At 33.7% G+C, this 24,569-nt stretch carries 23 protein-coding genes and 1 tRNA gene; 13 read left to right on the plus strand and 11 right to left on the minus strand.

Annotated features, from left to right (window positions below; translation table 11 throughout):
* Positions 1–51 precede the first annotated feature (51 nt).
* The 3 genes from RT037_RS09535 to RT037_RS09545 all read left to right on the plus strand — a co-directional run bounded on the left by RT037_RS09535 (position 52) and on the right by RT037_RS09545 (position 2,566).
* Complete coding sequence (locus RT037_RS09535; RefSeq protein ID WP_313030427.1) at positions 52–2,160, plus strand: DNA topoisomerase 3; 2,109 nt, start codon at positions 52–54, stop codon at positions 2,158–2,160.
* An 8-nt stretch (positions 2,161–2,168) separates the two neighbouring features.
* Positions 2,169–2,324, plus strand: a complete 156-nt coding sequence (locus RT037_RS09540; RefSeq protein ID WP_313030431.1) for a hypothetical protein — start codon at positions 2,169–2,171, stop codon at positions 2,322–2,324.
* Positions 2,325–2,413: 89 nt separating this feature from the next.
* The gene (locus tag RT037_RS09545; RefSeq protein ID WP_312323674.1) at positions 2,414–2,566 is read left to right on the plus strand and encodes a hypothetical protein; all 153 of its coding nucleotides are present in this window, start codon (positions 2,414–2,416) and stop codon (positions 2,564–2,566) included.
* A gap of 7 nt (positions 2,567–2,573) precedes the next feature.
* On the opposite strand, the gene RT037_RS09550 is transcribed toward RT037_RS09545, so the two are convergent.
* The 7 genes from RT037_RS09550 to RT037_RS09580 form a co-directional block, all read right to left on the minus strand.
* Positions 2,574–4,040, minus strand: coding sequence for a serine hydrolase (locus RT037_RS09550; RefSeq protein WP_313030434.1), 1,467 nt, complete (start codon positions 4,038–4,040; stop codon positions 2,574–2,576).
* 86 nt (positions 4,041–4,126) lie between these two features.
* The gene (locus RT037_RS09555) at positions 4,127–4,708 is read right to left on the minus strand and encodes a helix-turn-helix domain-containing protein (protein ID WP_313030437.1); all 582 of its coding nucleotides are present in this window, start codon (positions 4,706–4,708) and stop codon (positions 4,127–4,129) included.
* Positions 4,709–4,723: 15 nt separating this feature from the next.
* A complete protein-coding gene (gene cobC / locus RT037_RS09560; RefSeq protein ID WP_312324084.1) occupies positions 4,724–5,278 on the minus strand; it encodes an alpha-ribazole phosphatase in 555 nt (184 codons plus the stop codon).
* A complete protein-coding gene (locus tag RT037_RS09565) occupies positions 5,263–6,048 on the minus strand; it encodes an adenosylcobinamide-GDP ribazoletransferase (RefSeq protein WP_313030443.1) in 786 nt (261 codons plus the stop codon). The genes cobC and RT037_RS09565 overlap by 16 nt, the downstream gene beginning before the upstream one ends.
* An 84-nt stretch (positions 6,049–6,132) precedes the next feature.
* Positions 6,133–7,137, minus strand: a complete 1,005-nt coding sequence (gene cobT / locus RT037_RS09570; RefSeq protein ID WP_313030448.1) for a nicotinate-nucleotide--dimethylbenzimidazole phosphoribosyltransferase — start codon at positions 7,135–7,137, stop codon at positions 6,133–6,135.
* 43 nt (positions 7,138–7,180) lie between these two features.
* Entirely contained in the window at positions 7,181–7,627 is a 447-nt protein-coding gene (locus RT037_RS09575; protein WP_313030487.1) for a GyrI-like domain-containing protein, read from the minus strand.
* Between the two features lie 621 nt (positions 7,628–8,248).
* Positions 8,249–8,623, minus strand: coding sequence for a RidA family protein (locus RT037_RS09580; RefSeq protein WP_313030450.1), 375 nt, complete (start codon positions 8,621–8,623; stop codon positions 8,249–8,251).
* Between the two features lie 141 nt (positions 8,624–8,764).
* Between RT037_RS09580 and RT037_RS09585 the strand changes: the two genes are divergently transcribed.
* From RT037_RS09585 to RT037_RS09605, 5 genes are all read left to right on the plus strand, one after another.
* On the plus strand, positions 8,765–9,316 hold the full coding sequence (locus tag RT037_RS09585) for an NAD(P)H-dependent oxidoreductase (protein ID WP_313030453.1): 552 nt from the start codon (positions 8,765–8,767) through the stop codon (positions 9,314–9,316).
* 381 nt (positions 9,317–9,697) lie between these two features.
* Positions 9,698–10,687: a phosphoribosylformylglycinamidine cyclo-ligase gene (gene purM / locus RT037_RS09590; RefSeq protein WP_313030458.1), complete on the plus strand. Its 990-nt coding sequence runs from the start codon at positions 9,698–9,700 to the stop codon at positions 10,685–10,687.
* A gap of 77 nt (positions 10,688–10,764) precedes the next feature.
* A complete protein-coding gene (purN, locus tag RT037_RS09595; RefSeq protein WP_312323234.1) occupies positions 10,765–11,328 on the plus strand; it encodes a phosphoribosylglycinamide formyltransferase in 564 nt (187 codons plus the stop codon).
* A gap of 188 nt (positions 11,329–11,516) precedes the next feature.
* Positions 11,517–13,031 (plus strand): bifunctional phosphoribosylaminoimidazolecarboxamide formyltransferase/IMP cyclohydrolase, encoded by a 1,515-nt coding sequence (gene purH / locus RT037_RS09600; RefSeq protein WP_312323235.1) that lies wholly within the window; start codon positions 11,517–11,519, stop codon positions 13,029–13,031.
* A gap of 293 nt (positions 13,032–13,324) precedes the next feature.
* Entirely contained in the window at positions 13,325–14,155 is an 831-nt protein-coding gene (locus tag RT037_RS09605; RefSeq protein ID WP_312323237.1) for a 5'-nucleotidase, lipoprotein e(P4) family, read from the plus strand.
* A 75-nt stretch (positions 14,156–14,230) separates the two neighbouring features.
* On the opposite strand, the gene RT037_RS09610 is transcribed toward RT037_RS09605, so the two are convergent.
* Positions 14,231–14,479, minus strand: coding sequence for a hypothetical protein (locus RT037_RS09610; RefSeq protein WP_313030466.1), 249 nt, complete (start codon positions 14,477–14,479; stop codon positions 14,231–14,233).
* 6 nt (positions 14,480–14,485) lie between these two features.
* Complete coding sequence (locus RT037_RS09615) at positions 14,486–14,812, minus strand: DUF2752 domain-containing protein (RefSeq protein WP_313030470.1); 327 nt, start codon at positions 14,810–14,812, stop codon at positions 14,486–14,488.
* Positions 14,813–15,141: 329 nt separating this feature from the next.
* Between RT037_RS09615 and RT037_RS09620 the strand changes: the two genes are divergently transcribed.
* The gene (locus tag RT037_RS09620) at positions 15,142–15,675 is read left to right on the plus strand and encodes a glutathione peroxidase (protein ID WP_313030474.1); all 534 of its coding nucleotides are present in this window, start codon (positions 15,142–15,144) and stop codon (positions 15,673–15,675) included.
* A gap of 29 nt (positions 15,676–15,704) precedes the next feature.
* Here the strand turns inward: RT037_RS09620 and RT037_RS09625 are convergent, their stop codons facing one another.
* Positions 15,705–16,052 carry a DUF4377 domain-containing protein gene (locus RT037_RS09625; protein WP_312323241.1) on the minus strand — a complete coding sequence of 116 codons (348 nt, stop codon included), beginning with the start codon at positions 16,050–16,052 and terminating at the stop codon, positions 15,705–15,707.
* A gap of 116 nt (positions 16,053–16,168) precedes the next feature.
* Entirely contained in the window at positions 16,169–17,836 is a 1,668-nt protein-coding gene (locus RT037_RS09630) for an APC family permease (RefSeq protein ID WP_313030479.1), read from the minus strand.
* 399 nt (positions 17,837–18,235) lie between these two features.
* On the opposite strand from RT037_RS09630, the gene RT037_RS09635 reads away from it, so the two are divergent.
* The 4 genes from RT037_RS09635 to RT037_RS09650 all read left to right on the plus strand — a co-directional run bounded on the left by RT037_RS09635 (position 18,236) and on the right by RT037_RS09650 (position 24,153).
* Positions 18,236–21,211 carry a tetratricopeptide repeat protein gene (locus tag RT037_RS09635; protein ID WP_313030483.1) on the plus strand — a complete coding sequence of 992 codons (2,976 nt, stop codon included), beginning with the start codon at positions 18,236–18,238 and terminating at the stop codon, positions 21,209–21,211.
* 69 nt (positions 21,212–21,280) lie between these two features.
* Positions 21,281–22,165 (plus strand): class A beta-lactamase, subclass A2, encoded by an 885-nt coding sequence (gene bla, locus RT037_RS09640; RefSeq protein ID WP_312323853.1) that lies wholly within the window; start codon positions 21,281–21,283, stop codon positions 22,163–22,165.
* A 106-nt stretch (positions 22,166–22,271) separates the two neighbouring features.
* A complete protein-coding gene (locus tag RT037_RS09645; RefSeq protein WP_313030486.1) occupies positions 22,272–24,044 on the plus strand; it encodes a TonB-dependent receptor in 1,773 nt (590 codons plus the stop codon).
* 35 nt (positions 24,045–24,079) lie between these two features.
* Positions 24,080–24,153: transfer RNA gene (locus RT037_RS09650), tRNA-Arg, on the plus strand.
* Positions 24,154–24,569 lie beyond the last annotated feature (416 nt).

A 24,569-nucleotide genomic window follows, 5' to 3' on the forward strand; every position in this document is an offset into this window, starting at 1 on the left:
TTAATGAAAAATTGTCGACCTTTGTTTGTTCAAATTTAGAACTGAAAATCTATGAAGTTGTGTATTGCCGAAAAACCAAGTGTTGCCCGAGATATCGCCAAAGTTTTGGGTGCAGATATGCCTAAACAAGGCTATTACGAAGGTAACGGCTATTGCGTAACTTGGACTTTTGGACATCTTTGTACACTAAAAGAACCACATGATTACAGTCCACATTTCAAATCCTGGGATTTAGTTTTTTTACCGATTATTCCACAGAATTTTGGAATTAAATTAATCCCTAATAACGGCGTTGAAAAACAATTTAAAACCATAGAAAAATTAGTTGAAGATTGTGATGAAGTCATCAACTGTGGGGATGCTGGGCAAGAAGGAGAGTTGATACAACGTTGGGTTTTACAAAAAGCAAAATGTAAAAAACCGATGAAGCGTCTTTGGATTTCGTCTTTGACAGAAGATGCGATCAAAGAAGGTTTTGAAACTTTGAAACCTGCGGAAGATTATCAAAATCTTTATTTGGCGGGAAATGCGCGCGCGATTGGTGATTGGCTTTTAGGAATTAACGCGACAAGATTGTTCACAAAAAAATATGGTGGCAATAAAGCGGTTTTATCAATTGGACGCGTACAAACGCCGACTTTAGCGATGTTGGTGCAACGTCAAAAAGAGATTGACGCTTTCCAAACAGAAGAATATTGGGAGCTAAAAACTAAATACAGAGATGTTGTTTTTAATGCTGCAATCGACCGTCTAAAATCTTTGGACAAAGCTGAAAAAGGTTTAGAATATCTTAAACAACATTTATTTGAAATTTTATCTTTTGAAATAAAAGAAGGTCGCGAAAAAAATCCTAGATTGTTTGACTTGACGGCTTTGCAGGTCGAAGCCAACAAAAAATATGGTTTTTCTGCGGAGAACACTCTAAAATATATCCAAAGTCTTTACGAGAAAAAACATACAACTTACCCAAGAGTTGACACGACATATCTATCCGATAGTTTGTATCCCAAAATCGTTGGAATCCTTTCTTCTATGAAGTTTTATACAGAATGGACAAATGTTTTGCTGAGTCAGCCAATTCCCAAGTCTAAAGCGGTTTTTGATGATTCTAAAGTAACAGATCACCACGCAATTATTCCGACTGAAATTCCGCCAACTTCAAATCTTAGTAAAGAAGAAAAGCTGATTTATGATTTGGTAGCAAAACGTTTTATCGCTGTTTTTTATCCAGAATGTAAAATTTCGAACACTTTGGTTGAAGCGCAAGTTGGGACAATTCCTTTTAAAGCTTCAGGAAGACAAATCCTCGAAATGGGTTGGCGCGAAGTGTATGCGAAAGATAAAAAAGATGATTCTGAAAAGAAAGAAAAAGACGAAGAACAATCGATTCCAGAATTTGTTATTGGTGAAAAAGGGGAGCACGAACCTCTGATCCATCAAGGAAAAACGAGTCCGCCAAAACCTTATACCGAAGCGACTTTGTTGCGCGCTATGGAAACTGCGGGTAAACAAGTTGAAGATGAAGAACTTCGCGAAATGCTCAAAAACAACGGCATTGGACGACCATCAACAAGAGCGAATATTATTGAAACTTTATTTAAAAGAAAATATATTGATCGCAAAAAGAAGAATATTTTTGCAACAACAGTCGGCATTGAGTTAATTGACACGATCGAAGATGAACTTCTGAAAAGCCCCGAATTAACTGGAGAATGGGAGTCCAAACTTCGTAAAATTGAAAAAGGGGAGTACGAGGCCAATCATTTCAAAGATGAGTTGATACAAATGGTGACAGATTTAACAAGGAAAGTTATCCATGAGAAACCAAAAGTTATTGTACATCAAGAAGTTGAAGCTCCAAAAGAGAAGAAAGAACGCGCTCCGCGAAAATCGACAAGCATAGTTTGGGAAGAAGAAGATTGTCCAAAATGCAAAAAAAGCAAGCTAATGAAAGGGAAGACCGCAATTGGTTGTTCGGATTTTAAAGTTTGTGGTTTCAAAGTTGGATTTGAGGTTTTTGGAAAAAAGCTGACCGAAAAACAGATTGTTGATTTAATAAAAAAAGGAAAAACCTCGAAGCTAAAAGGTTTTACAACTCATCCTGAAAATATTGAAGAAGGTGTTTTAAGTTTTGACGAAAATTTTAGTTTAATTTTATAAACATGAAAATGAATTTTCTCGCTTTTAGCATCATTAGTTACGCCATTAGTTTGGTGACGCCTGTGTTTCAGATATTCCGCCAGATTTTACGAGATCAGAAACTTTTGGTTATCAGTATGCAGGTTTGGGTTGGATGGCATTTTCGACAGTGCCAGATTTTGTAACCTGGTTGTGTAATTTTACTTTAATAATTTCTTGAATACTTTATACTGCGAATGTTGGAAAATATTAAGCTTATTTTACAATAATTACAATGTTGGTTTATGGTCTAGATTATATTTTAAAACTAGATTTTTATGCAATGACAGAATATCATAAAGTGCCAGTTGGTTATATATTTTGGTTGCTTTCAGGATTATTGAATGCTTATTATTTCTATAATAAAACTAAAATATCATCCATTTAGTCGAGAGTTATTTAGTCTCTATTTCAATTATTTGTTTTCCAATATTTCCAAGAAAATATTCTAGAATTGGGGCAAAAACCGCGTAACCATTATCTTTGTTTGTGAAAATTAGCAAGCCTGATTTTGTCTCAGGAAGTAGAAAAAAAATAGTCTGTACACCTTTGTCAGATCCGCCATGAGAAATTGCGATTTCGTTATTTTTAAGTTTATAAATTTCGAAACCTAAACCAAAAGCTTTGTTATCTTTTGTTTTCACTTGTTCGGTTATTATTTGGTTAAAGCTGTTTTTATTTAAAATTTGATTATTTAGAATTGCTACTAAAAAATTGGCGTAATCATCGATCGTTGTTAGCAAATCATCGGCAGAATTGATGTTGTTATTTTTTACAATACCATAATTTTCTCCAGAATCGCTAAAGCCACTTAATAATAAAGATTTGTCTTTTACTTTATTAAAAGTGAAATGTGTATCATTCATTTTTAAATTTCTGAATACATAAGATTCAGCCAAGTCTTCCAAAGACTTTTTAAATTTAAACTCAATAGCTTTTCTCAGATATTCGAAACCTTCTCCAGAATATTGGTACTTTGTATTTGGTTCAAATTTAAAATCCAATTTTTTATCATGGTTTTGCCATCTCCAGTTAGGAAATCCCGTCTGGTGGCTTAATACGCTTCGAGTTGTAACTTTGTTTAGATAAGGATGATTTTTGATATCGGGATCGATCCAATATTTAGAAAGAGGTTCATCTAGATTCCAAAGTCCGAGTTCTACAAGTTTTAAAACCGTAACCGCAGTAATAGGTTTTGTTAAAGAAGCCACATTAAAAACGCTATTTTGCGGTGTTTTGATACCATTATTTATTTCATCAAAAACTTTAGAAAAACTAATTTTTCCATTTTGAAATAAAGCAAAACCTAAAGTGGGAATCTTATTTTTTATTCTTAAATCATCAATAAATGCAGAATCCAACTGTGCTTGACTTTTTTCTTGATGATTATAGCTTAAGACTTCACTTAACTTCCAGTCATTTTTATTTTTCAACCAAACGGAAGTGAATTGTGCCGTTCCCGTTATACTATCAGATTTATTATTCTGTCGGATAAAAAAATCATGTGTTCCTGTTTGTATTGCACCATAAAGTTTTCCATTATTATACAACGGAAAAACGTTTAAGCTTTCAACATTAGCTTTTCTAATAGGTTTCTTATTGAGATTAGAACAAATGTATTTTTTAGTTCGCGTTATAAACTCTTTTTTATTTTGAAAACCACCAGTATCATGAAAAAATTTTAAATTATCAGCTGTTGTATTTTCTAAATATTGGATGTCACATTGGTTGAATCCTCTCTCAAAAAGTAGACTGTCTTGCTTTTCTAAATCTAAAAAAAGTGCATCAGTTTTTGAAATCTGAGCATTGAAAAAATTGGTAAAAAGTAATAGAACTAAAGTTGATTTAAATAGAATTTGCATTTTGTTTTTTTTGCAAATATTCTTTTAAACTAGAATTTAATGCAAAAAAAGAAGCCGACAATAACCCGCCAAATTCCTGACAAGTTTTATAACATATTAAAATTCAGCTTAAAATATAGTTTTTGTTTTCTGTCGATTTCCATTGCATTTCTGAGAATTATGAAAATATTTGACAGAACTAAGACGATCATTGTGATAATTGTGGAAGATTTGCCGAGCTTCATAAAGATGATAATCATAAAAATAACAGGTGCCAAAATTGACCACAATATTTGTAAAGAAATTATCTGCTTTATGATGTTTGACTTTTGTTTATAAACCAACTTTAAGATTAACGGTGGCAAAAAACATAAAATCGGAATGAACGAAACTGGAAGCGAAGAAAGGTTAATGATTTTAGTTAAACCAAAATTAGCATCGATTTTTTCTTCTGAAGTAGTGATCGGAATTTGAGAATTGTTAACAAAACTTTCTTGTATTATTGGAGTTATTTCTAAAAAATCTTGCGCAGCAACGTCCAAAGATTTCGCAAGCGCTTTTAAAGTAAAGCCTTTTGGAGGCGTTCCAGCTTCTATGCGTTGGATGGTTCTCACCGAAATTCCTGACAATTCTGCCAATTCTTCCTGAGTTAGGTTTTTCTGCTCACGTATTTTTTTGAGTTTCGACATTTTGTTTAATAAAGATTAAATAAACCATTGATCCATTAGCGAATCGTCTTTAAGGTCAAATTTGTAAACCTTTCCAAAGCCAACTTGGATTTTAAAAATGTTCTCTAACGGAATTTGTAACATGTAAGCTATCATGCAACGGATAACGCCAGCATGTGCAACAATCACAATATCTTGATCATCATACATTCTTAAAGTATCAAAAAATTGACTGGTACGTTCAAAAAGTTTTAGTAGATTTTCTCCTTTTGGCGGTTTTTCGGTAACAAAATTTTCGCCCCAAATTTTTAGTTCATGTTCTGGGATATCTTGCCAAAGCATGCCTTCCCAATCTCCAAAATTGAGTTCTAAAAGTGCTTTTTCTGTTTTAAAATTAGGACTTAAAAACTGTGCTAATTCTGTACAACGTTGACTCGGACTGCTGTATACAACATCATAAGACTTCGGTAAAAGTCGTTTTAATTTCGCAAACTCTTTCTCTGCATTTTTCTTCAAAGGCACATCTTTTTGCCCATAACAAGTCCCTTTCGGAACATCCACTTCTGTGTGACGAATTAAATATATCGACATACTGCAACAATCGTTAATAAAATAAATACTTCCGCAAACTGCTCAACAGTACCCAAACAATCGCCTGTAAAGCCATCTATCCATTTGTTAAAATAGTATTTGGCATACATAACCAACATCATTAAAACGGGAATAATTGCGAAAAAATATAAAGAGAAAGATACTAAAAATAACAACGTTAAACAACCAAAAAAATAAGCGCCAAAAACTTCCTTCCAAGTATAAGAAACTGCCAAAGGTTTACTTTTACTACTGGCATCTTCGCGAGAATAGGGTATAAGAAAACTTAGTGTAATACCTGCAGTTCTGGCCAAGGCATGATAACAGATAAATCCAACAAAAATTAAAAACCAATCTGTATTTGCAAATTCAACAAACTGAAGAAGTGCATAAAATTTAAGAGCAAACATTAGTAAAAGCGCCACTGTTCCGTAAGTTCCGAGGCGACTGTCTTTCATAATGTCTAGGATTTTGGTCTTCGTCCAACCACCGCCAAAACCATCAAAAACATCAGCGAATCCATCTTCGTGAAAAGCGCCTGTGGTCAAAATACCAGCAACGAAAGAGAAAATAATGGCTATTTCTACTGAGAAAAATAAACTCGAAATCCAAAATGCTAAAAATGAAATACTTCCCACCAAAATCCCTATCAATGAAAAATACCGCGTACATTGGTTAAGTAGTTTTTCATCGTAGTTTTTGAAACTCGGGATCGGAATCCTAGTGAAAAACATTAAAGTCGTTAAAAATATATGGAATTCTCTTTTCATTGATTAAAATAACGATTTACGAATTTTGAAATAAGATTTGTAAATTTATCATAAAAGATAATGACACAATCGTAAATCAAAAATCTATTTATTGCTGACACCAGCGCTTTCAAAACTCGCCATGTCATTTAAAAAATTAACAGCAGCCTCGATCAAAGGATAGGCGAGTGCACAGCCTGTACCTTCACCCAAACGTAAATCCAAATCTAACAAAGCTTTTTCTTCAAAATAATCAAGCAGCAATCGATGGCCAACTTCCTGACTTTGATGACAAAAAATAGCATTATTTTTTATTTCAGGATTGATTTTGTAAGCGACTAAAAAAGCTGCACTTGCAATAAAGCCATCTATCATCAACAATATATTCTTTTCAAATGCAGCCAACATTGCACCTGTAATTTGGGCAACTTCATAACCTCCAAAAGTCAATAAAACTTCTTTGGGATCAGAAATATTCCCGTGAAAATCTCTAGCTCTCGTAAGAATTTCTAGTTTTTTAGTAACGCCTTCATTATCCAAACCAGTTCCTCTACCAACACATTCCTCCAACGAAATATCTGTGAGTGCATTAACTATCATCGAAGCGGAAGAAGTGTTGCCAATACCCATTTCACCAAAACCGATAATATTGGTGCCTTGTTTTGCAATGTCGTTGACTAAGCTTCTCGAATATTCAAAACATTGTTCTAAATCTTCGTTTGACATTGCTTTATCAGACGAAAAACTCTTTGTTCCTTTTGCAATTTTATGATGAATTAAATTCTTATTTCCGTCAAAATCTCCATTAACGCCAGCGTCAACAATCGATAAATTGATATTATTTTGTTTACAAAAAATATTTATTGCAGCACCATTATTTAAAAAGTTTAAAACCATTTGGTAAGTCACTTCCGGCGGATACGCGCTGACACCTTCTTTTGCAATGCCGTGATCGCCAGCGAAGACAATTAAATATGGATTTTTAAGTTCTGGTGTTAAGGTATTTTGTGCTAAACCAATTTTTAAAGCTAATTTTTCAAGTTGTCCCAAAGCTCCCAAAGGCTTGGTTTTAAAATCTATTTTATGTTGAAGATCTTCTTTTAAAGACATTTTTTACGAATTGAATTATGAATTAATTTACTAAAAACTATATCTATTTAATGCCAATAAAAATTTCAATTTTGGCATTATTTGGATCTTGAGCTTTTTCGCCATAGACTTCATAATCGTAAAGATAAGTTCGGTTAAGTTCTTTATCTTTTGCCCAAATTTGACCCCAAGTTTCGCCAACGGCTTTATGGATTTCACCTTTTGCAACAAACTTTTCAGATTTTTGTGCTGCAAATTCTCTTCCGATTAAGCCATCGGGGATGTTGTCTAAGTTATCAACTTCACATCCTATAATTGTGGTGTATTTTCCTTTGTAATCGCTTTCATAATCGGTATAGACTGCGTAGATAGTATCAGAAATTTTGTTCGGAATTTTAGAAGCAATATTTTCGCTGAAGAATTGTCCCCATAATTTTCCTAAGTCCTCGATGGCGACACCATTTTCGTTAGAAGTTCGAGTTTCAATACCGATAATTTTTAAAGCTTTCATAACAATGTAATTTCTACAAACATAAGCTTTATCAATCGCGTTTACCAAGCTTTTCATGGTTGAATTTTTATATTTTTGTAAAAAATAAAAGATGACTAAAAAAAAGACTTTTTCAGAATTTTCATTAAGATTTTAGCTCTTCTTGTGTTTATTCAAACTGTTTTTTCGTTAATAAAGACTATTGCGAATTCATTGACAAGCGAAATTCGGTTTTACTTAATAATAGTAAACTTAGTAGCAATTTTAGCTGTTTTACTACTTTTAAAGTTTGTAATAACAAAACCTGACTTTATTATTAACTTATTTAAGCTGGATAAAAATTTCGATGATGATAATATAATTTTAGGAAATCTTACTTCTCAAAAACTTTTGAATCTCGGACTTTTTACAGTTGGTGTTTATTTTGTGATAACTAGTCTTAGTTTGTTGATTTCCAGTGTGTTTTTGCTTTCTGGTGATTCTTCAATAATGCAGAATCCATATTTTAAACATATATGGTCAAAACAAGAATTTATAATTTAGCTTATAAATATACTAATTGGTTTAATATTAATAATTTACAAGAAAAATATTACAACATATTTTGAAAAATAAAAGACCATTTAAAAATGGTCTTTTATCTTAAACTCTCTCCGCTGTACATTCAACTTCGATAAGGCAACCACCATTTAATGGACCAATAGGAATGATGCAACGCACCGGCTTATGATCACCGAAAAACTCGGTGTAGACTCTGTTAACGTCTGCCCAATAAGCAATATCTGTTATATAAACCACCATTCTGATAACCGATGTTTTATCTTGTCCAAAAGCTTTTAGGACATTTTCAACATTTTCTAGAGATAATTTGGTTTGTGATTCAATACCTTCAGGAACTTCTTTCGTTACTGGATGTTTTGGAAGTTGACCAGATAGGTACAATACACCATTATGTTCTATAGCTGGCGAAAAATGCCCTGCTGGAGCTGGAAGCGAAGCGCTTTCTAAAATTTTCATTGAGATTTATTTTTTAAAGTTCGAAAATACTTTTTCTAAATGACATTTTTATTATCAAAACTAAAAATCTTACGATACATCAATGTAATCGCCTCAAAAGTCTTCTATCTTTGCAGAGTAAAATTATTAAAACAATAAAAAATGAAAATATTAGCACTTTCTGGAAGTAATGCAGAAAATTCGATGAACAGCATTTTGGTTAAATATGTAGCAAAACAATTCGGAGAAAACAATGAAGTAGAGTTCTTTGATATGAACGATTTCGAAATGCCAATCTACAAACATGAAATCGAAGTTAAATCTGCTGTTCCTGCAGAAGCTCAAAAATTAGCTGATAAAATTGATGCTTCAGACGTTATTTTGTTATCGTTGCCAGAACATAACGGGACTTATACAACCGCTTTCAAAAATGTATTTGACTGGGTTTCTAGAATTAAGGACAGAACCGTTTGGAGCGAAGTGCCAATGTTATTGATGTCAACTTCTCCAGGTGCAAGAGGTGGTGCAGGCGTGTTAGAAGCGGCTAGCAAAAGATTTCCTTTCCATGGTGGTAATGTTGTTGAAACATTTTCAGTACCTTTTTATCAAGATAATATTGATAAAAATGAAGGTCTAGTTAACGCCGATAAAATCAATGAGTTAAAAGAGAAAATTGCGAAGATTAAACAACTTGAAACAATTTTAGAAAAGTAGAATTAAAATTTGTTTAGGATATTTATTCAAAAAGTTTTAATTTTGTCAAAAAGAACGAAAGTGAATATGCAGACCAATTTCTTGAAGCCGAGCTATTATTTCAATAAAGGGAAAGCTGTGGGCTCTGAAATCCTGAACTAAAATACTGGCCGATAATCTGAAAGATTGTCGGCTTTTTTATTGTCCTTTTTTGGATGATAATTGGCTAGCAAACAATATAGTTTGAAATAAATCTGAAAGTCCTAGCAAATTGTTGCAGGCAAAATGAAAAGTGAACATGAAATGCGGCATTGTCGGATTTCGACCTGGAGCTAAAGGCGTAAGACTTAATCTATTTTGCGTCTTTGGTTTTCCAAAACAATCTAAAAAGTAAAAAGAATCATGAGCAACACTTACAAGTCAGCTGGCGTTGACAAAGAAGAAGGTTACAAAACCGTAGACAAGATAAAATCTGCCGTAGCAGAAACGCATAACAAAAACGTACTTAATAATTTAGGAAGTTTTGGTGCATTCTATGAAATTGGAAACTATAAAAATCCAGTTTTGGTATCGGGTACAGATGGCGTTGGTACAAAGCTGAAAGTGGCTTTGGATACCAAACAATACGATTCTATCGGTGTTGACTGTTTTGCAATGTGTGCTAACGACATCCTTTGTCATGGTGCAAAACCTTTGTTTTTTCTAGATTATTTAGCTTGTGGGAAGTTAGATTCTGACATTGCTGCCGAGATTGTTCTTGGCATGGTGAAAGCTTGTAAGGATAACGAATGTGCATTAATCGGTGGCGAAACTGCAGAAATGCCGGGAATGTACCAACCTGGCGATTACGATGTTGCAGGATTTTGCGTTGGTATCGTAGAGAAAGACCAAATTATTGATGGTTCAAAAATCAAAACTGGAGACAAAATTATTGCATTGCCGAGTTCTGGTTTCCATTCTAATGGTTTTTCTTTGGTTAGAAAAGTATTCCCAAATTTTGAAGAAGAATTTGAAGGAAAGCCTTTGTACGAAACGCTTTTGATACCGACAAGATTATATTATCAAGATATTCATAAATTGTTAAATGAAGTGCCTTTGCACGGCATCGCACACATTACTGGTGGTGGATTGTATGAGAATATTCCTAGGATTATTGGTGATGGACTTTGTGCAAGTATTGAAGCTTCAAATATCAAAATTCCAAGTATAATGTTGGAATTAGAAAAACGTGGAGGCATCGCAAGAGAAGAGATGTTCGGGACTTTCAATATGGGCGTTGGGATGATCGTTGTTGTTGATGCAGATCACGCACACAAAGTTCTTGAACTTCTTGATGACGCTTACGAAATTGGAGAAATCACAGAAGGAAACGAGAAAATCAAACTAGTTTAAAAGACTCTAGATTTCAGATACTAGATCCAAGATTTTTCTCTGATCTGATATCTAAAATCAGATATCTAATATCTAAAATGAAAAAGATTACAATTTTAGTTTCTGGTTCTGGCACCAATTTGCAAAGAGTTATTGATTGTATTGAGGCAAACGAAATTCAAAATGCGAAAATCAACCTTGTTGTTGCAGACCGCGAATGTTTTGGATTGGAAAGAGCTGCTAAACATCAAATTGACAATGTTTTAATCCCGAGAGGGAAAGCTTCTTCCGAAGAGTTGGATAAGATAATTCCGAAAGATACAGATTTGATTGTTTTGGCGGGTTTTCTGTCAATTCTTAAATCAGATTTCTGTCAGAAGTGGGATAAAAAAATGATTAATATTCATCCGTCTTTGTTACCAAAATTTGGTGGGAAAGGAATGTGGGGACATCATGTTCATGAAGCGGTTATTGAAGCTAAAGAAAAGGAGAGTGGAGCAACTGTTCATTATGTGACTTCTGGTGTTGACGAAGGTGATATTATTTTGCAAGGAAAAGTTGCATTAGATGAAAATGAAACTGCCGAAAGTTTAGCTCAAAAAATTCACCTTGTTGAATATGAAATTTTTCCTAAAGCAATCAATAAAGTCCTAAATTCATAAATTATTTATTTAAAGTAAAATTTGTTTAAAATCTATAAAAACCTGTTTGTCAGTTGTTAAAGTGGTTTTTAATTAAATAAAAACTTTAAGTAAAATTAAAAATAGAATAAAGTAATAAATTTATAAATCCGGAGGTGAAAGAACCGGTAAACTGCAGTTTTGAAATAGCTGTAAAAAGTAATATTGAAATGAAAAAAAGAGCATTAATTAGTGTCTCAGACAAAAGTGGATTGCAAGATTTTGCAAAGTTTTTAGAGCAAAACAACTGGGAATTAATTTCTACAGGAGGAACTTTTAAACATCTAAAAGACGCAGGTCTTAATCCAATTCAGATTGATGAAGTAACCGATTTTCCAGAGATGTTGGACGGTCGCGTAAAGACATTGCATCCAAAAGTGCACGGTGGACTTCTTGCAGTTCGTGATAATGAAGAACACATGAATACGGTTAAAGAGCACGAAATCGGACTTATCGATATGGTTATTGTTAATCTTTATCCATTTTTCGAAAACGCTAACAAAGATATTTCATTAGATGAAAAAGTAGAATTTATCGATATCGGTGGACCTTCTATGCTTCGTTCTGCTGCTAAGAATTTTAAATCCGTTACAGTTATCACCAATGTTGAAGATTATGACTTGGTAAAACAAGAAATGGAAACTTCTGGCGATACAACTTTAGAAACGAGAAAAACACTTGCTGGTAAAGTATTCAACTTGACTTCGGCTTATGATGCGGCGATTGCTAAGATGTTGTTGGATGAAGAATATCCGCAATATTTAAATGCTTCTTATAAAAAGGTGGCTGATCTTCGTTACGGAGAAAATCCGCATCAATCGGCTGCTTATTACGTTTCGACAATTGAAAATGGTGCGATGAAGGATTTTGAACAACTTGGAGGTAAAGACTTGTCTTTCAATAATTTAAGAGATATGGATCTTTGTTGGAAAGTTGTTACTGAGTTCAAAGAAGAGATGGCTTGTTGTGCGGTTAAGCATTCAACGCCTTGCGGTGTTGCGATTGGTACTTCGGCTTTAGAAACTTATCAAAAGACTTTCGAGTGTGATCCAGTTTCAATTTTTGGTGGAATCGTAGCCATGAATTATACTGTTGACGCGCCAACTGCTGAAGAGCTTAACAAAACTTTCTTAGAGATTGTTATGGCACCAGATTTTACAGCAGAAGCTTTGGAAATTTTAAACAAGAAGAAAAACCTTCGCGTTATCAAAATCAAAAATGCTGTTTCTGACAAGCAAACTTGGGTTAAGGTTGATGGCGGAATACTGGTGCAAGATAATGATAATCAGTTTTCTAACGATATTAAAGTTGTTACAGAAACGCAACCGACAGAAGCACAAAGAAAAGCTTTATTGTTCTCGCAACGTGTAGTTAAATATGTAAAATCAAACGCAATTGTTGTGTCAAATGGCATCCAAGCCTTCGGAATTGGTGGTGGTCAAGTTAACAGAATTTGGGCAACACAACAAGCCATTGAAAGAGCAAAAGAGAAATTCTCTGGTGATTTGGTTTTGGCTTCTGATGCATTTTTCCCTTTCAGAGATGTTGTTGATTTCTGCGCTCAGGAAGGTATTACAGCAATTATTCAACCTGGCGGAAGTATGAAGGATCAAGAAAGTATTGATGCTGCCAACGAGCACAAAATCCCAATGATGTTCACAGGAATGAGACATTTTTTCCATTAAAAAAATTAATAGATTAAGTAATAGTTTGTTGCATCGCCCGAGTTTTTGACTTGGGCGATGTTTTTTTATTTAAGACAAAAAACTAAATTGTAATTTTTTTTAACTTTTAAAAATGATAGGACCAATATAATTAAGAGACGCCGATCGAATTTCTGAACTTTTGGTGCAAATGGACTATCCAAATACAGAATCTTTTATGTCTTCTAAAATTTCAAAATTAATCACTAGATTTTTTTGAGTTTTTGAAGAAGAACTAAATTCTTCTTTTTAATTTTGTGAAAAATAATTTTTAAATGAAATATTTTAATTGGATTGTTGGTGGTGCAATGTTGGTGGGAGTAAGTGCTTGTCAAACAACACAAAAGACTGTAGAATACGCACAGCATACAAAACCAGCTTATCAAAATCTTCAAGTTGATGGAAAGCTTTATGCTGCATTTTTTCAGCAAAGAGCTGCCGAATATCAAGCTTTGTGTCAACAAGCTTATAATGTTGCACAATTCCGATTGGATGAAGCTTTAGCAAAAAAATCGGCTAAGCCTTTAGCAATTGTAACCGACATTGACGAAACCTTTATGGACAATTCTTATTACGCTGTGGAAATGGCTAAAGAGGGAAAAATCTATGATTTGCAAAGTTGGAAAAATTGGACTTCAAAAGGGATTGCAAAACCACTTTCTGGCTCTTTAGATTTCTTTAATTATGCGGCATCAAAAGGTGTTCAGATTTTCTATATCACCAACCGAAACGAAGACGAGCGTGCTGGGACAGTTGCCAATTTAGAACGTTATAAATTCCCTATCCAAAGTCCTCAAAATGTGATTTTGCGAAGCAAAGAAAGTAGTAAGGAAAATCGTCGTCAAGATGTAGCAAAAAATTATGACATCGTGATGTTGTTAGGTGATAGTTTGACAGATTTTTCGTCTTTGTTTGATAATCATCCAAGTGAAGAAAAACGTGCACAAGCTGTACAAACGCTTAAAAATGAATTTGGAAAGAAATTTATTGTTCTTCCAAATGTGGGTTATGGCGACTGGGAAGCTGCGGTGTTTGACTATAAAAATGATCTGCCACAAGCCAAAAGAGATTCGATTTTATATAATGTTGTGAAATCAAATCCTTAAAAAATTTATCATACAATAAAAAAGCAGTTTTTTAAATAATCAAAAACTTATTTTTTATTGTTAGTTGGTTGATTATTACAATATTCCGCCACCAACGATAAGTCTTGCAAATCCTAAAACCATTGCAATAGAACACATGATAATGCCTGCCATTGCATTGGATTTTGATGTGCCATCTTCTTTACCATGTGCGACGATGCTTACAACTAATCCGATTAATGCAAACGGAATGTTGATCCAGTTAAAAGCGCCTAGGCATGGGATAAAACCAAGCAACATACCGAAGATGGAAAGGATACCAAGAATTAATGCGATTGTTCTCATAAATATTTATTTTCTTAAATTTTTAGCGTGATAGGTTATAAAAATTCCAGCATTAATTAACAGTCCAAAGAATATAAAAATACTAGCTTTATTCAGTTGAAAAGCTTTTTGGAAGTTAAGATTTTTAATTTCGAAAAAGGCGCGTGAAGAGCCACAAAGTACACATGTTTTCCCTTGTAATTGTGAGGGACAAGTCGGTATTTTACTAAGTAAAAAATCTTCCGTTGTAAAAAACACCAATACTAAAATCAAAATTGAAATAAGCCCTGAAATTTGCCAAACGATGAAGATGGCTTTTTGTAATTCAGTGTTGGTTTTTAAGGCTTGGATCAATTTGTTGAGAAAAATATTTTGTGTTTTAAGTGGACTAAAATAGTTTATTTTAAAATATTTTCCAAGTTTTTGATGAATGTTTTTTACTAAATTAAGTGTATTTTTCTTTTTTAATTTAGTTATGTCATGTAGTCTTATGTTTTATTAATTTTCTATCTTTATCACTGGATTTGCGTGAGGGCGAAGCGCATTGTTGGAGCTCGTTTTTTTTGAATGGAATTCGAAATGGCAAAAAAACAGCGACTGTGCGGAGACCGACCGCTTGTAGCGGGGGGCGAGCGAAGCGAGCCTAATGGCGGCAAGTGGGCACGCCCAAAATTTTATAAATTATGAAATATCTACTGATTATGTTATTTGGATTGTTTAGTTGTACGAAGGGAAATTCGCAAGCGAAGTCGATACATAGCTTTAAAGTTGAGGCATTGGATGGTAGCACGATTGATTTTTCGAACTTCAAAGGGAAGAAAATTTTGATCGTGAATACGGCATCGGAGTGTGGTTTTACGCCACAATATAAAGAGCTTGAGGCCTTGTATAAAACCTATAAAGACAAATTGGTGATAGTTGGTTTTCCTGCTAATAATTTTGGAGGTCAAGAACCAGGCACTAATCAAGAAATCGCAAGTTTTTGTGAGAAGAATTATGGCGTGACTTTTCCTATGGCTGCGAAAGTTTCGGTGAAAGGAGATGACATGGCGCCCATTTATAAATTTTTGACAAAAAAGAAAGAAAATGGTGTTAGAAATACTTCGATCTTATGGAATTTTACAAAAATTATGCTAGATGAAGATGGCAATATCATCGATAGTTTTGTAAGTACAACAAAACCTAATAGTGATAAAATTACAAAATATCTGAAATAAAAAATAACCTCCATTGAGGTTATTTTTGTTTAATACTGCTCTCTTTTCGTTTTAGAGATTTGCTTGATTAACGTATATTTTATCGAGCTAGAATCTGCTGGTGGATTTTCTATTTTTGCCGTGCTGACAGTCAATACATAATCATAACCTGGTTGGTAAGTAAATCCATCAATATTGCTATAAAAATAAGACCATTGATCTGTTGGTTTCTCTCGAACCAACATACATTTTTGGGTTCCGGCACCATTAGAACAGTCTTTTTGTTCTGCGCTGACAAATAAAGTTTTGATACTTGTATTTTCGGAAGTTTGGACGCTACATTGTGCTAAGGAGAATAGTAAAACTCCTGCAAATAGGCATTTAATAATTGATTTCATAAGCGTTTATTTATTTTTAACTGAAGTTTCAAGTATTATGCCATCAAAGTTTTTAAAATAAAAAATCGGAAGCTTATCAAAGTTTCCGATTTGTATTTTTTTTGTTTTAAAAGAGATTAAGCTTTATTCAGCTTGCTATGTTTTCTACCATAAGTAAAATAAATTACTAAACCGATTGCGAACCAAAGTCCGAACCAAAACCAGTTGTTATGTGTCATTCCTGTTAATAAATATAGACAAGAACTTAAGCCTACAAGTGGAATTAAAGATAGATTTTTGCTAAAAGCTAAGTAGCAAAGCACAAAATTTAATATAATATAAATACTCATTGACAGTCGGAATTCGCCTTCAACTTGATCGCCCCAATTGAGCAAAGTATGGAAAAAATCGGGCTGCCAAAAGTAGAATAATATCAATCCGCCAAGGAAAACAATCGGGAAAATATACTTCGAATTAATGTACGGCATGTGGAATCTTCCTTTGATTTTTTCTTTTGGAGGAAGCGTTAAAACACCAGCACAAACCAGCACAAATGCGAAAATTGTCCCAATACTTGTGAAGTCAAGAATGAAGGTTTTATCAGTGAAAAAAATCGGAATTCCAACGACAATACCCGTTACAATTGTTGCAAACGATGGTACTTTATTTTTGTTGTGTACTTCTTGGAATTTTTTTGGAATCAAACCATCTCGACTCATCGCCATCCAGATTCTTGGTTGTCCCATTTGAAAGACCAAAAGCACCGTTGTAATTGCCACAATCGCAATTAAAGCCACGACAAATTCCATCCAAGGGAGGTTAAGATTTTCTTTTTGAAACACAAATGCCAGCGGATCGCCAACACCATCAAATTTTCTATAATCGACTAATCCTGTTAATGTTAAGGTCAAAACAATATAAATTGCTGTACAAAGTCCTAACGAAATCATCATACCTCGCGGCAAGTCACGTTGCGGATTTTTAGTTTCTTCTGATAAAACACTTAACGCATCGAATCCGATATATGCGAAAAATACGCCACTAACAGCACTCATAACACCAGAAAAACCATTAGGCATCATGCTTTTAACACCTTCGTTATTGGTCGGGAACCAGTTGCCTGTGTTAACATATGCGACACCAACCGCGATTACTAATAGGATCACGAATAGTTTTAATAATACAAAAAAATTGTTAAAATTTTTACTTTCTTTTATCCCTTGATAACACAGCCAAGTGATAATTCCGTTGATCATTAAAGCTGGTAAATCGAAAATAACTTTAAGATTTCCTACAACTGGCGCGGTGTTCCATGCATTGATAAGTTCTTTATTGAGAGAGTCGCCAGCAACAGCTTTTTTGGCTTCGGTATAGCTACATGTCAGATAATCAGGAATATGGATACCAATTCGACTCATGAAACTTGTGAAATAATCGGACCATGAAAATGCAACGTAAATGTTTCCAAAACTGTATTCCATAATTAAAGCCCAGCCAATAACCCAAGCGATTAATTCTCCAAAACTGGCATAGGCATAAGTGTAAGCACTACCAGCTGTTGGTATTCTACTCGCAAATTCTGCGTAACAAATGGCTGTAAAAGCACAAGCAAATCCACAGATTAGGTACAAAATAATAACACCAGGACCTCCACGGAAAATCGCTTCGCCCAAACTGCTAAAACTCCCAGCACCGATGATGGCTGCAATCCCGAAAAATACGATGTCCCAAGTGCCTAAAACACGATTCAGTTGACCTTGGTTAGGATCCGATGAATATTGTTTTCTTCTAAAAAGTGAATTCATTAATAGTCGTTTATTTTTGAAAATAAAAACAAATGTAACAAAATTTTGATAGGCTGTTAGCTTTATGTTAATAAACTTAAACTTTGTTAAAGTTAGATTTGTTCAGATATTTCAAGAATTAACTATTAAGTTTTTCTTTTTTAATTATAAAATCTTTTAATCATTGTTAAACAGAGAATTTGTCTTGTTTTTAAAAATAATTTGGATGAAGATTTTTTAGTCGGTTTTTGAGGATTTTCTATTTTTAGATTTTTGGAAATGTTTAACACAGAAAAAAGTGATTTTTTATTAAATTTTAATCATATAAAAAGCTTTTGTAAGTTGCTTAGATAATAAGTTTTCCTTATTTTCGTTACCTAACTAATAACATCAGTTTCAGCAAAAAAGTTTAAGACTTAGATGAATTCAAAAAAAATAATTCTTGCGTCGTTGATTTCTTTCTACGGAATCTCCCAAGCGCAACAATCAAAATACTTTAACGACAAAGAGGCTTATCGCTACAATCTAGCCGAAAACCTTTATCAATCAAAAATCTACAGTGCATCTCAATACGAGTATGCGCGACAGTATTTTTATAACCAAACTTTGTCGGAGTCAAAAAAGGAAGCAGCTTTGTTTTTTAACCAAGTTATTTCGATGATTCTTCAACAAAATCATTCGGAAGAAGGTTTTGAAGCGTTTATGAAAGAATATCCCAATTCTTCATTTTTTGCACAAGCTAATGGACCTTTGGCGGATTATTATCTAGCGAAGAAAGATTTCCCGAAAGCTTTGGAAACTTTGCAAAAGATTAATCAATATCAATTAAGTCAGGAAGAAAACACGCAGTACATCATGAAGTTGGGTTATGCCAAATTTATGACTGGTGATTCTGCTGGCGCAATCGAGCCTTTGGAAGAGGCGCACAAAAATGCTTCTAACGAGAATGATAAGGCGGGAATGGCTTATATGTTGGGGCATTTGTATTATGCGAATCATGAAAGTGATAAGGCGTTCACGTATTTTGACCAAGTGAAATTCAATGAGCAATATGCGACAATGGTACGTCCATATTACGTTCAGATGTATTTTAATAACAAAGATTATGATAAAGCAATTTCTGAAGCAAAAGATCTTTTAGCGTCAGGAACTTCGTCGGCTTACGAAAACGAAATCCAAAAGATAATAGGAGAGAGTTACTTTATGAAAGGTGACTATCAATCGGCTTATCCTTATCTTAAAAAATATATTGACCAATCAAGTAACGCGACGGAAAGTGATCTTTACGAAATGGGATTTGTGGCTGCAAAAGCTGGAAAGTCCGAAGAAGCAGTTAGTTACTACAATCAATTGATTAATAGTCAGTCGCCTTTGGCGCAGAATGCTTACTATCAATTAGGGAACGCTTATTTGCAAACCAACAAAAAGCAAGAAGCGCTTTCTGCTTACAAGAATGCAGCTGAAATGAAGTACGATGCTAAGCTTCAACAACTGGCTTTGGAGCAATATGCAAAATTGAGTTACGACATCGGAAATCCTTTTGAGACGGCGCCTAAAGTTATTCAACGTTATATTGATAAATATCCAAATTCTCCAAAATCTTCTGAAATGAAGAAGCTTTTGGTGAAATCTTATCTGTATTCTGGCAACTATCAAGAGACTTTAAATGTCTTAAAAAAGATGGATTCCAAAACGCCAGAAACTTATAAAATAGAACAAGATGTTGCTTATCTTTTAGGTACGGAAGAGTTTAACAAAGGAAATTATGACGCAGCAGAGCAATATTTTAAACAAAGTCTTCAATATAATTTAAATAAAGATTTTGCTAAAAAAGCAAGATATTGGTTAGGTCAAACTTATTATCAAAAATCAGATTATCGTTCCGCAATTATTGAATATTTAAAACTTGAAAACGAAACTGCCGAAAATTTCCCAGAGCGCGAACAATTGGATTACGATTTGGGTTATGCCTATTTTAAAAATAAAAATTTCGAATCAGCGCAGGAGCATTTTAAAGAATATTTGAGATTCCCGAGACCAGAATTTAAGGCGGATGCAGAATTACGTTTGGCGGACACTTATTATGCGGACAACAAACTGAATGAGGCGATTGATATTTATAATAAAGCTGAAGGTGCAGCAGATTATGTGTTGTTCCAAAAGTCGATGGCTTTAGGTTTCAAAGGCGATACTGTTGCTAAAATTGCGGAGCTTAAAAAGTTGATTTCGTCTTACCCAAACAGCGATTACAAAGACGATGCGCAATACGAAATAGGAACTGCTTATTCTGCAAATGACGATTTTGCAAATTCGAATTCTTATTTTGATCAAGTTATTAAATCGAGTTCGGACAAAGATTTAGTAGCAAATGCGCAGATCTATCGTGCCCAAAATTACATTGAACAAAATCAAATTGACAAAGCTTTAACAGAGTTAAAACAGCTTGGTACGCAATATAAAAATTCGGCTTATGCTGATAAAATTGTAGCAGCTTCGCGTCCAGCTTTTGTTAAAAATGGCGACGTTGCAGGTTACGAAAATTTTGCAAAAAGTCTTGGCGTTAATATTTCGAGCACCGAAAAAGATCAACTTAATTTGACATTAGCGCAAGATAGTTATGCTAAAAAAGACTTTACAAAAGCCATTACTTATTACGAAAAATATCTAGCAAACGATCCGACGGGTTCTAATTTTTATCAAGCGCAATACGAGTTGGGCGAAAGTTATTATCAAACTAAAAACTTGAACAAAGCTTTGTTAATTTTGCAAAATGTTGCCGATTTCCAAAATGATTATCAGCAAGATTCGCAAGTTAGATTGGCGCAAATCTACATCAATCAAGGTAAATCTGCGGATGCACAAAAATATCTAGAAGCGGTTGCAAATTCTAACGATGCGAATATCAAAAACTTTGCGTCTTTAGAATTGATGAAAATTTATGCTGAGAAAAAAGAATTTTCGAAAGCGGAACAATATGCAGATATCGTTCTTAAAAATACTAAAAACTCAGCAGCAGTTTTGGAACAGGCTAAAATTATAAAGGCGAGAGGCGCAATGCAAAACGGAAAAGATAAAGAGGCGCAAACCGCATATACTGCATTAGAGAAATCTTCGAATCCGGCTGTTGCTGCGGAAGCACTTTATGCTAAAGCATTTTATCAAAATAAAGGAAAAGCTTTCAAAAGTAGTAACGAAACGATTTTCAAACTTGCAAACAATTACGCTTCCGAAGAATATTGGGGTGCAAAAGCTTTGGTGATCATGGCAAAAAATTATTTAGCCTTGAAAGACAATTATCAAGCGTCTTATACTTGTGACCAAATTATAAATAACTATGGCGATTTCCCAGATGTTGTGGCAGAAGCAAAAGAGGTTAAAGCTCAAATCAAAAAGTAATACGAGAAGTCCCGAAGGGACGACTTAATAAAGAATAGGACGAAGTCCTATTATATTCAAATAAAAAAAATGAATCACATCACAAAAATATTATCAGCAGCAGTTGTTGTAGCATCACCGTTTTTATTTGCGCAGAAAGACCTTAGTGCAAGGATTCAAGAGATTGTTAAAAACAAAAAAGCGAATATTGGTGTTGCAGTTTGGCATCTCGAAAAACAAGACACCTTGAGTGTTAATGGACATCGACATGTTCCTATGCAAAGTGTATTCAAACTTCCGATTGGTTTAGCGATTTTAGATTTGGTGGATAAAGGAAAATTTAAGATTGATCAAAAAATTAAATTCTCTAAAGAAGAATTACTACCAAATACACATAGTCCGATGCGCCATGCCCATCCTAATGGCGGCGAATTAACACTGCGCGAAATGATAAAATATACTGTGGCAAATAGTGATAATAATGGTTGCGATATTTTATTAGACAGAATTGGAGGTGTGGATGTTGTTCAAAAATATATGAACAGAATCGGAATTAAAGACTTCCAGATTGCTACCAACGAGCAAGAAATGCATGTCGTGACTGAACTTCAATATCAAAACTATTGGAACGCCAACTCTGCGAATGATCTTTTAGAAAAGCTTTACACAAAACCGATTTTAAAAGAAGCTTCAAAAAAAGAAATGATTAAGATTCTTGAAGAAACCAATACTGGTGTTAATCGTCTAAAAGGTGAATTGCCGCAAGGGACTTTGGTGGCGCACAAAACAGGAACTTCTTATACGGATGCAACTGGAAAAACTGCGGCTACTAACGACGTTGGCGTTATTACTTTGCCTAATAAAGAACATGTTATTGTCAGTGTTTTTGTGAGCGATTCTTACGAGAAGGAAGCTACTAATGAGAAAATTATCGCTGATATTGCAAAGGCGAGTTTCGATTATTACTCGAAATAAAATTTAGAAATAGAACTCAAAATTACTTAAAAAACTGAAAAATAATTATTAGAAAATACTTCTACTAAAGACGATTATTCGATTTTTTAATCATTTAAAATAAAAAATGAACAAACTAAAATACATAGCAGTTATTGCATTTTTGAGCGGATTCGGAAACCAAAATTCTTTTGCACAGCTTAAGGAAGAAAAATTGGTTTTGGATAGAAAGCGTGAGCCTGAAGTTAAACGTATCGAAAAAAAGAAAACTTCGGTGCAACAAGAGAAAAATTATCCGCCAGAAGCCAAAGCTAATGAAGTTGTAAAGTACGATGTAACGGACGTTCCACCAGTTTCGGATTTTAAAACTTCGGAAATCCAAGCGGAAGATATTTCTCCAAAATTCAATTTCGAAAAACAGAATAACTATTTCCAAATTGGTTATGGTAATTATGGGAAATTCCTCGCTGATGCTAATATTTCGGGAAAAGTTAATGATAATGTGGAAGTTGGTGCCGATGTTCATTATTTGTCGACAACCGGCTTGAAGAAAGAATATGATTGGTCTTCGAAGCAAAGTCAATTGGGCGCTGGTTTGTTCCTTAATGTTTACACCGAAACTGGAAAATTCAATATTGATGCTAATTTTGGCATGGATAAGTACAATTATTATGGTATTTATGCTTTAACGCCGAACGCTGATGTTGATTTGGAACAGAAAGTTAATCATTTCAAAATTAATGCGTTTTATGATCATTATTCTAATGAATATCTTAATAATGTTCGTGTAAAATCTTCAATTCTTAGCGATCATTTCGATTCTAAAGAAACACAAGCCGAAGTCTTAGCAAATCTTTCTATGCACGATGTTGACGTGTATACAGATACAAAAATGAATGCTGATTTGGGCGTTGGTTTGGATTTGGTTAATTCTAAATTCGGGATTTTGGATAAGAATGAAAGCAATTTGTTCAATTTTAATTTAGCTCCAAAGTTGAAATTTTATAAAGGAAATTCTTACTTAACTATTGGTTCAGATTTCTCATTTTTTAATCAAAAACATCAAAGTTTAGTTTTAGAACAAGAAAAAAATAGCAAGTTTTATTGGTTTCCAAATGCTGAATTACAAATCTCAGCAACCGATCAATTCAAGTTTTTTGGCGGTGTTGAAGGTGGTTTAAAACTAAATTCTTATAATCAATTATTAGAGGAAAATCCTTACATGATTTCGGATTTATACTTAAAACCAACCGAAACAAAATACCGAATTTATGTAGGGATAAAGGGCGATGTTGACCAAACTTTGAAGTATAACATCAGCGCTGGATTTAGTAAACAAAATGACATTTTATTCTTCCATAACAGTAGTTTGATAGATCCAACGATGACGGACACGCGCAAAGCTTATGATTTTGCAAATACTTTTGGAGCCATCTATGACAACGGAACAACCAGCGAAGTTAAAGCAAGCGTACAGTTTTTTCCTTTAGAGAATTTAGTTTTAGATGGCGAATTTAAGTTCGTTAAATATAAACTGGATAATCTTAAAGAAACCTATTACAAACCTTTGGTACAAACAACTTTTGGTGCAAAATATTCTATGCTCGGGAAGAAGTTAAATCTTGGTTTTAAAGGGATTTTTGTAACGGATAGAACAGCTAATAGCTACGAATTAACAGAAAATATGGCGACGTATCCAACGACTTATGATATTAAAGAAAATGAAAATCAGAAAGTTGGCGGTTATGTTGATCTAAACTTGTCTGCGGAATATAAAGTCCACAAAAATTTCAGTATTTTCGTGCTCGGAAATAACCTTCTAAATACCAAGTATCAAACATTTTATGGATACAAAGTTTTAGGTGCTCAAGTTATGGGAGGAGTTAAAATTTCCTTTTAAATAAAAAGCTTTTAAATCGCTTTAGAAATATTGTTGGCTGCGTAGTTCAACTGGATAGAATATCAGATTTCGGCTCTGAGGGTTGGGGGTTCGAATCCCTCCGCGGTCACAAAGTGAACAATGACTTACTTTTAAATTATTGAAAATCAATAGTTTAATTGTAAGTTGTTTTTTTTATAGTATCACAAATAGTATCCCAATTTAGAAACAGTAAGTATTTTTGTGGAAAAGTACCTTGAAAATTTTTATATTAAATGGTTTAATTAGTGCTTATTTGCACAATAAAGATAAACTTTTTAAAAACTAATATAAAAAATGGCAACTAGAATTGATACAAATAGCATCTTTGCTGATTTTAATGAACATTTTTTGTAGACTGATGATCAAAGAATTATTTTCTCATCTGCTTTTGGAACAGGTAAATCTACTTTCCTCACTGAATATTTTAAAGACAATAATGTATTATATAATTGTAAGTCTCCCCAAAAACCGGACATTTTATAACCCTAAAGTTATTAGCAAAAA

This window comes from Soonwooa sp., assembly GCF_032062245.1.
GTDB lineage: Bacteria > Bacteroidota > Bacteroidia > Flavobacteriales > Weeksellaceae > Soonwooa.

Coding starts and splice junctions, on each gene's coding strand:
- RT037_RS09535 (WP_313030427.1), top strand. CDS start 52: ATGAAGTTGTGTATTGCCGAAAAACCAAGTGTTGCCCGAGATATCGCC.
- RT037_RS09540 (WP_313030431.1), top strand. CDS start 2,169: ATGAATTTTCTCGCTTTTAGCATCATTAGTTACGCCATTAGTTTGGTG.
- RT037_RS09545 (WP_312323674.1), top strand. CDS start 2,414: ATGTTGGTTTATGGTCTAGATTATATTTTAAAACTAGATTTTTATGCA.
- RT037_RS09550 (WP_313030434.1), bottom strand. CDS start 4,040: ATGCAAATTCTATTTAAATCAACTTTAGTTCTATTACTTTTTACCAAT.
- RT037_RS09555 (WP_313030437.1), bottom strand. CDS start 4,708: ATGTCGAAACTCAAAAAAATACGTGAGCAGAAAAACCTAACTCAGGAA.
- cobC (WP_312324084.1), bottom strand. CDS start 5,278: ATGTCGATATATTTAATTCGTCACACAGAAGTGGATGTTCCGAAAGGG.
- RT037_RS09565 (WP_313030443.1), bottom strand. CDS start 6,048: ATGAAAAGAGAATTCCATATATTTTTAACGACTTTAATGTTTTTCACT.
- cobT (WP_313030448.1), bottom strand. CDS start 7,137: ATGTCTTTAAAAGAAGATCTTCAACATAAAATAGATTTTAAAACCAAG.
- RT037_RS09575 (WP_313030487.1), bottom strand. CDS start 7,627: ATGAAAGCTTTAAAAATTATCGGTATTGAAACTCGAACTTCTAACGAA.
- RT037_RS09580 (WP_313030450.1), bottom strand. CDS start 8,623: ATGAAAATTTTAGAAAGCGCTTCGCTTCCAGCTCCAGCAGGGCATTTT.
- RT037_RS09585 (WP_313030453.1), top strand. CDS start 8,765: ATGAAAATATTAGCACTTTCTGGAAGTAATGCAGAAAATTCGATGAAC.
- purM (WP_313030458.1), top strand. CDS start 9,698: ATGAGCAACACTTACAAGTCAGCTGGCGTTGACAAAGAAGAAGGTTAC.
- purN (WP_312323234.1), top strand. CDS start 10,765: ATGAAAAAGATTACAATTTTAGTTTCTGGTTCTGGCACCAATTTGCAA.
- purH (WP_312323235.1), top strand. CDS start 11,517: ATGAAAAAAAGAGCATTAATTAGTGTCTCAGACAAAAGTGGATTGCAA.
- RT037_RS09605 (WP_312323237.1), top strand. CDS start 13,325: ATGAAATATTTTAATTGGATTGTTGGTGGTGCAATGTTGGTGGGAGTA.
- RT037_RS09610 (WP_313030466.1), bottom strand. CDS start 14,479: ATGAGAACAATCGCATTAATTCTTGGTATCCTTTCCATCTTCGGTATG.
- RT037_RS09620 (WP_313030474.1), top strand. CDS start 15,142: ATGAAATATCTACTGATTATGTTATTTGGATTGTTTAGTTGTACGAAG.
- RT037_RS09625 (WP_312323241.1), bottom strand. CDS start 16,052: ATGAAATCAATTATTAAATGCCTATTTGCAGGAGTTTTACTATTCTCC.
- RT037_RS09630 (WP_313030479.1), bottom strand. CDS start 17,836: ATGAATTCACTTTTTAGAAGAAAACAATATTCATCGGATCCTAACCAA.
- RT037_RS09635 (WP_313030483.1), top strand. CDS start 18,236: ATGAATTCAAAAAAAATAATTCTTGCGTCGTTGATTTCTTTCTACGGA.
- bla (WP_312323853.1), top strand. CDS start 21,281: ATGAATCACATCACAAAAATATTATCAGCAGCAGTTGTTGTAGCATCA.
- RT037_RS09645 (WP_313030486.1), top strand. CDS start 22,272: ATGAACAAACTAAAATACATAGCAGTTATTGCATTTTTGAGCGGATTC.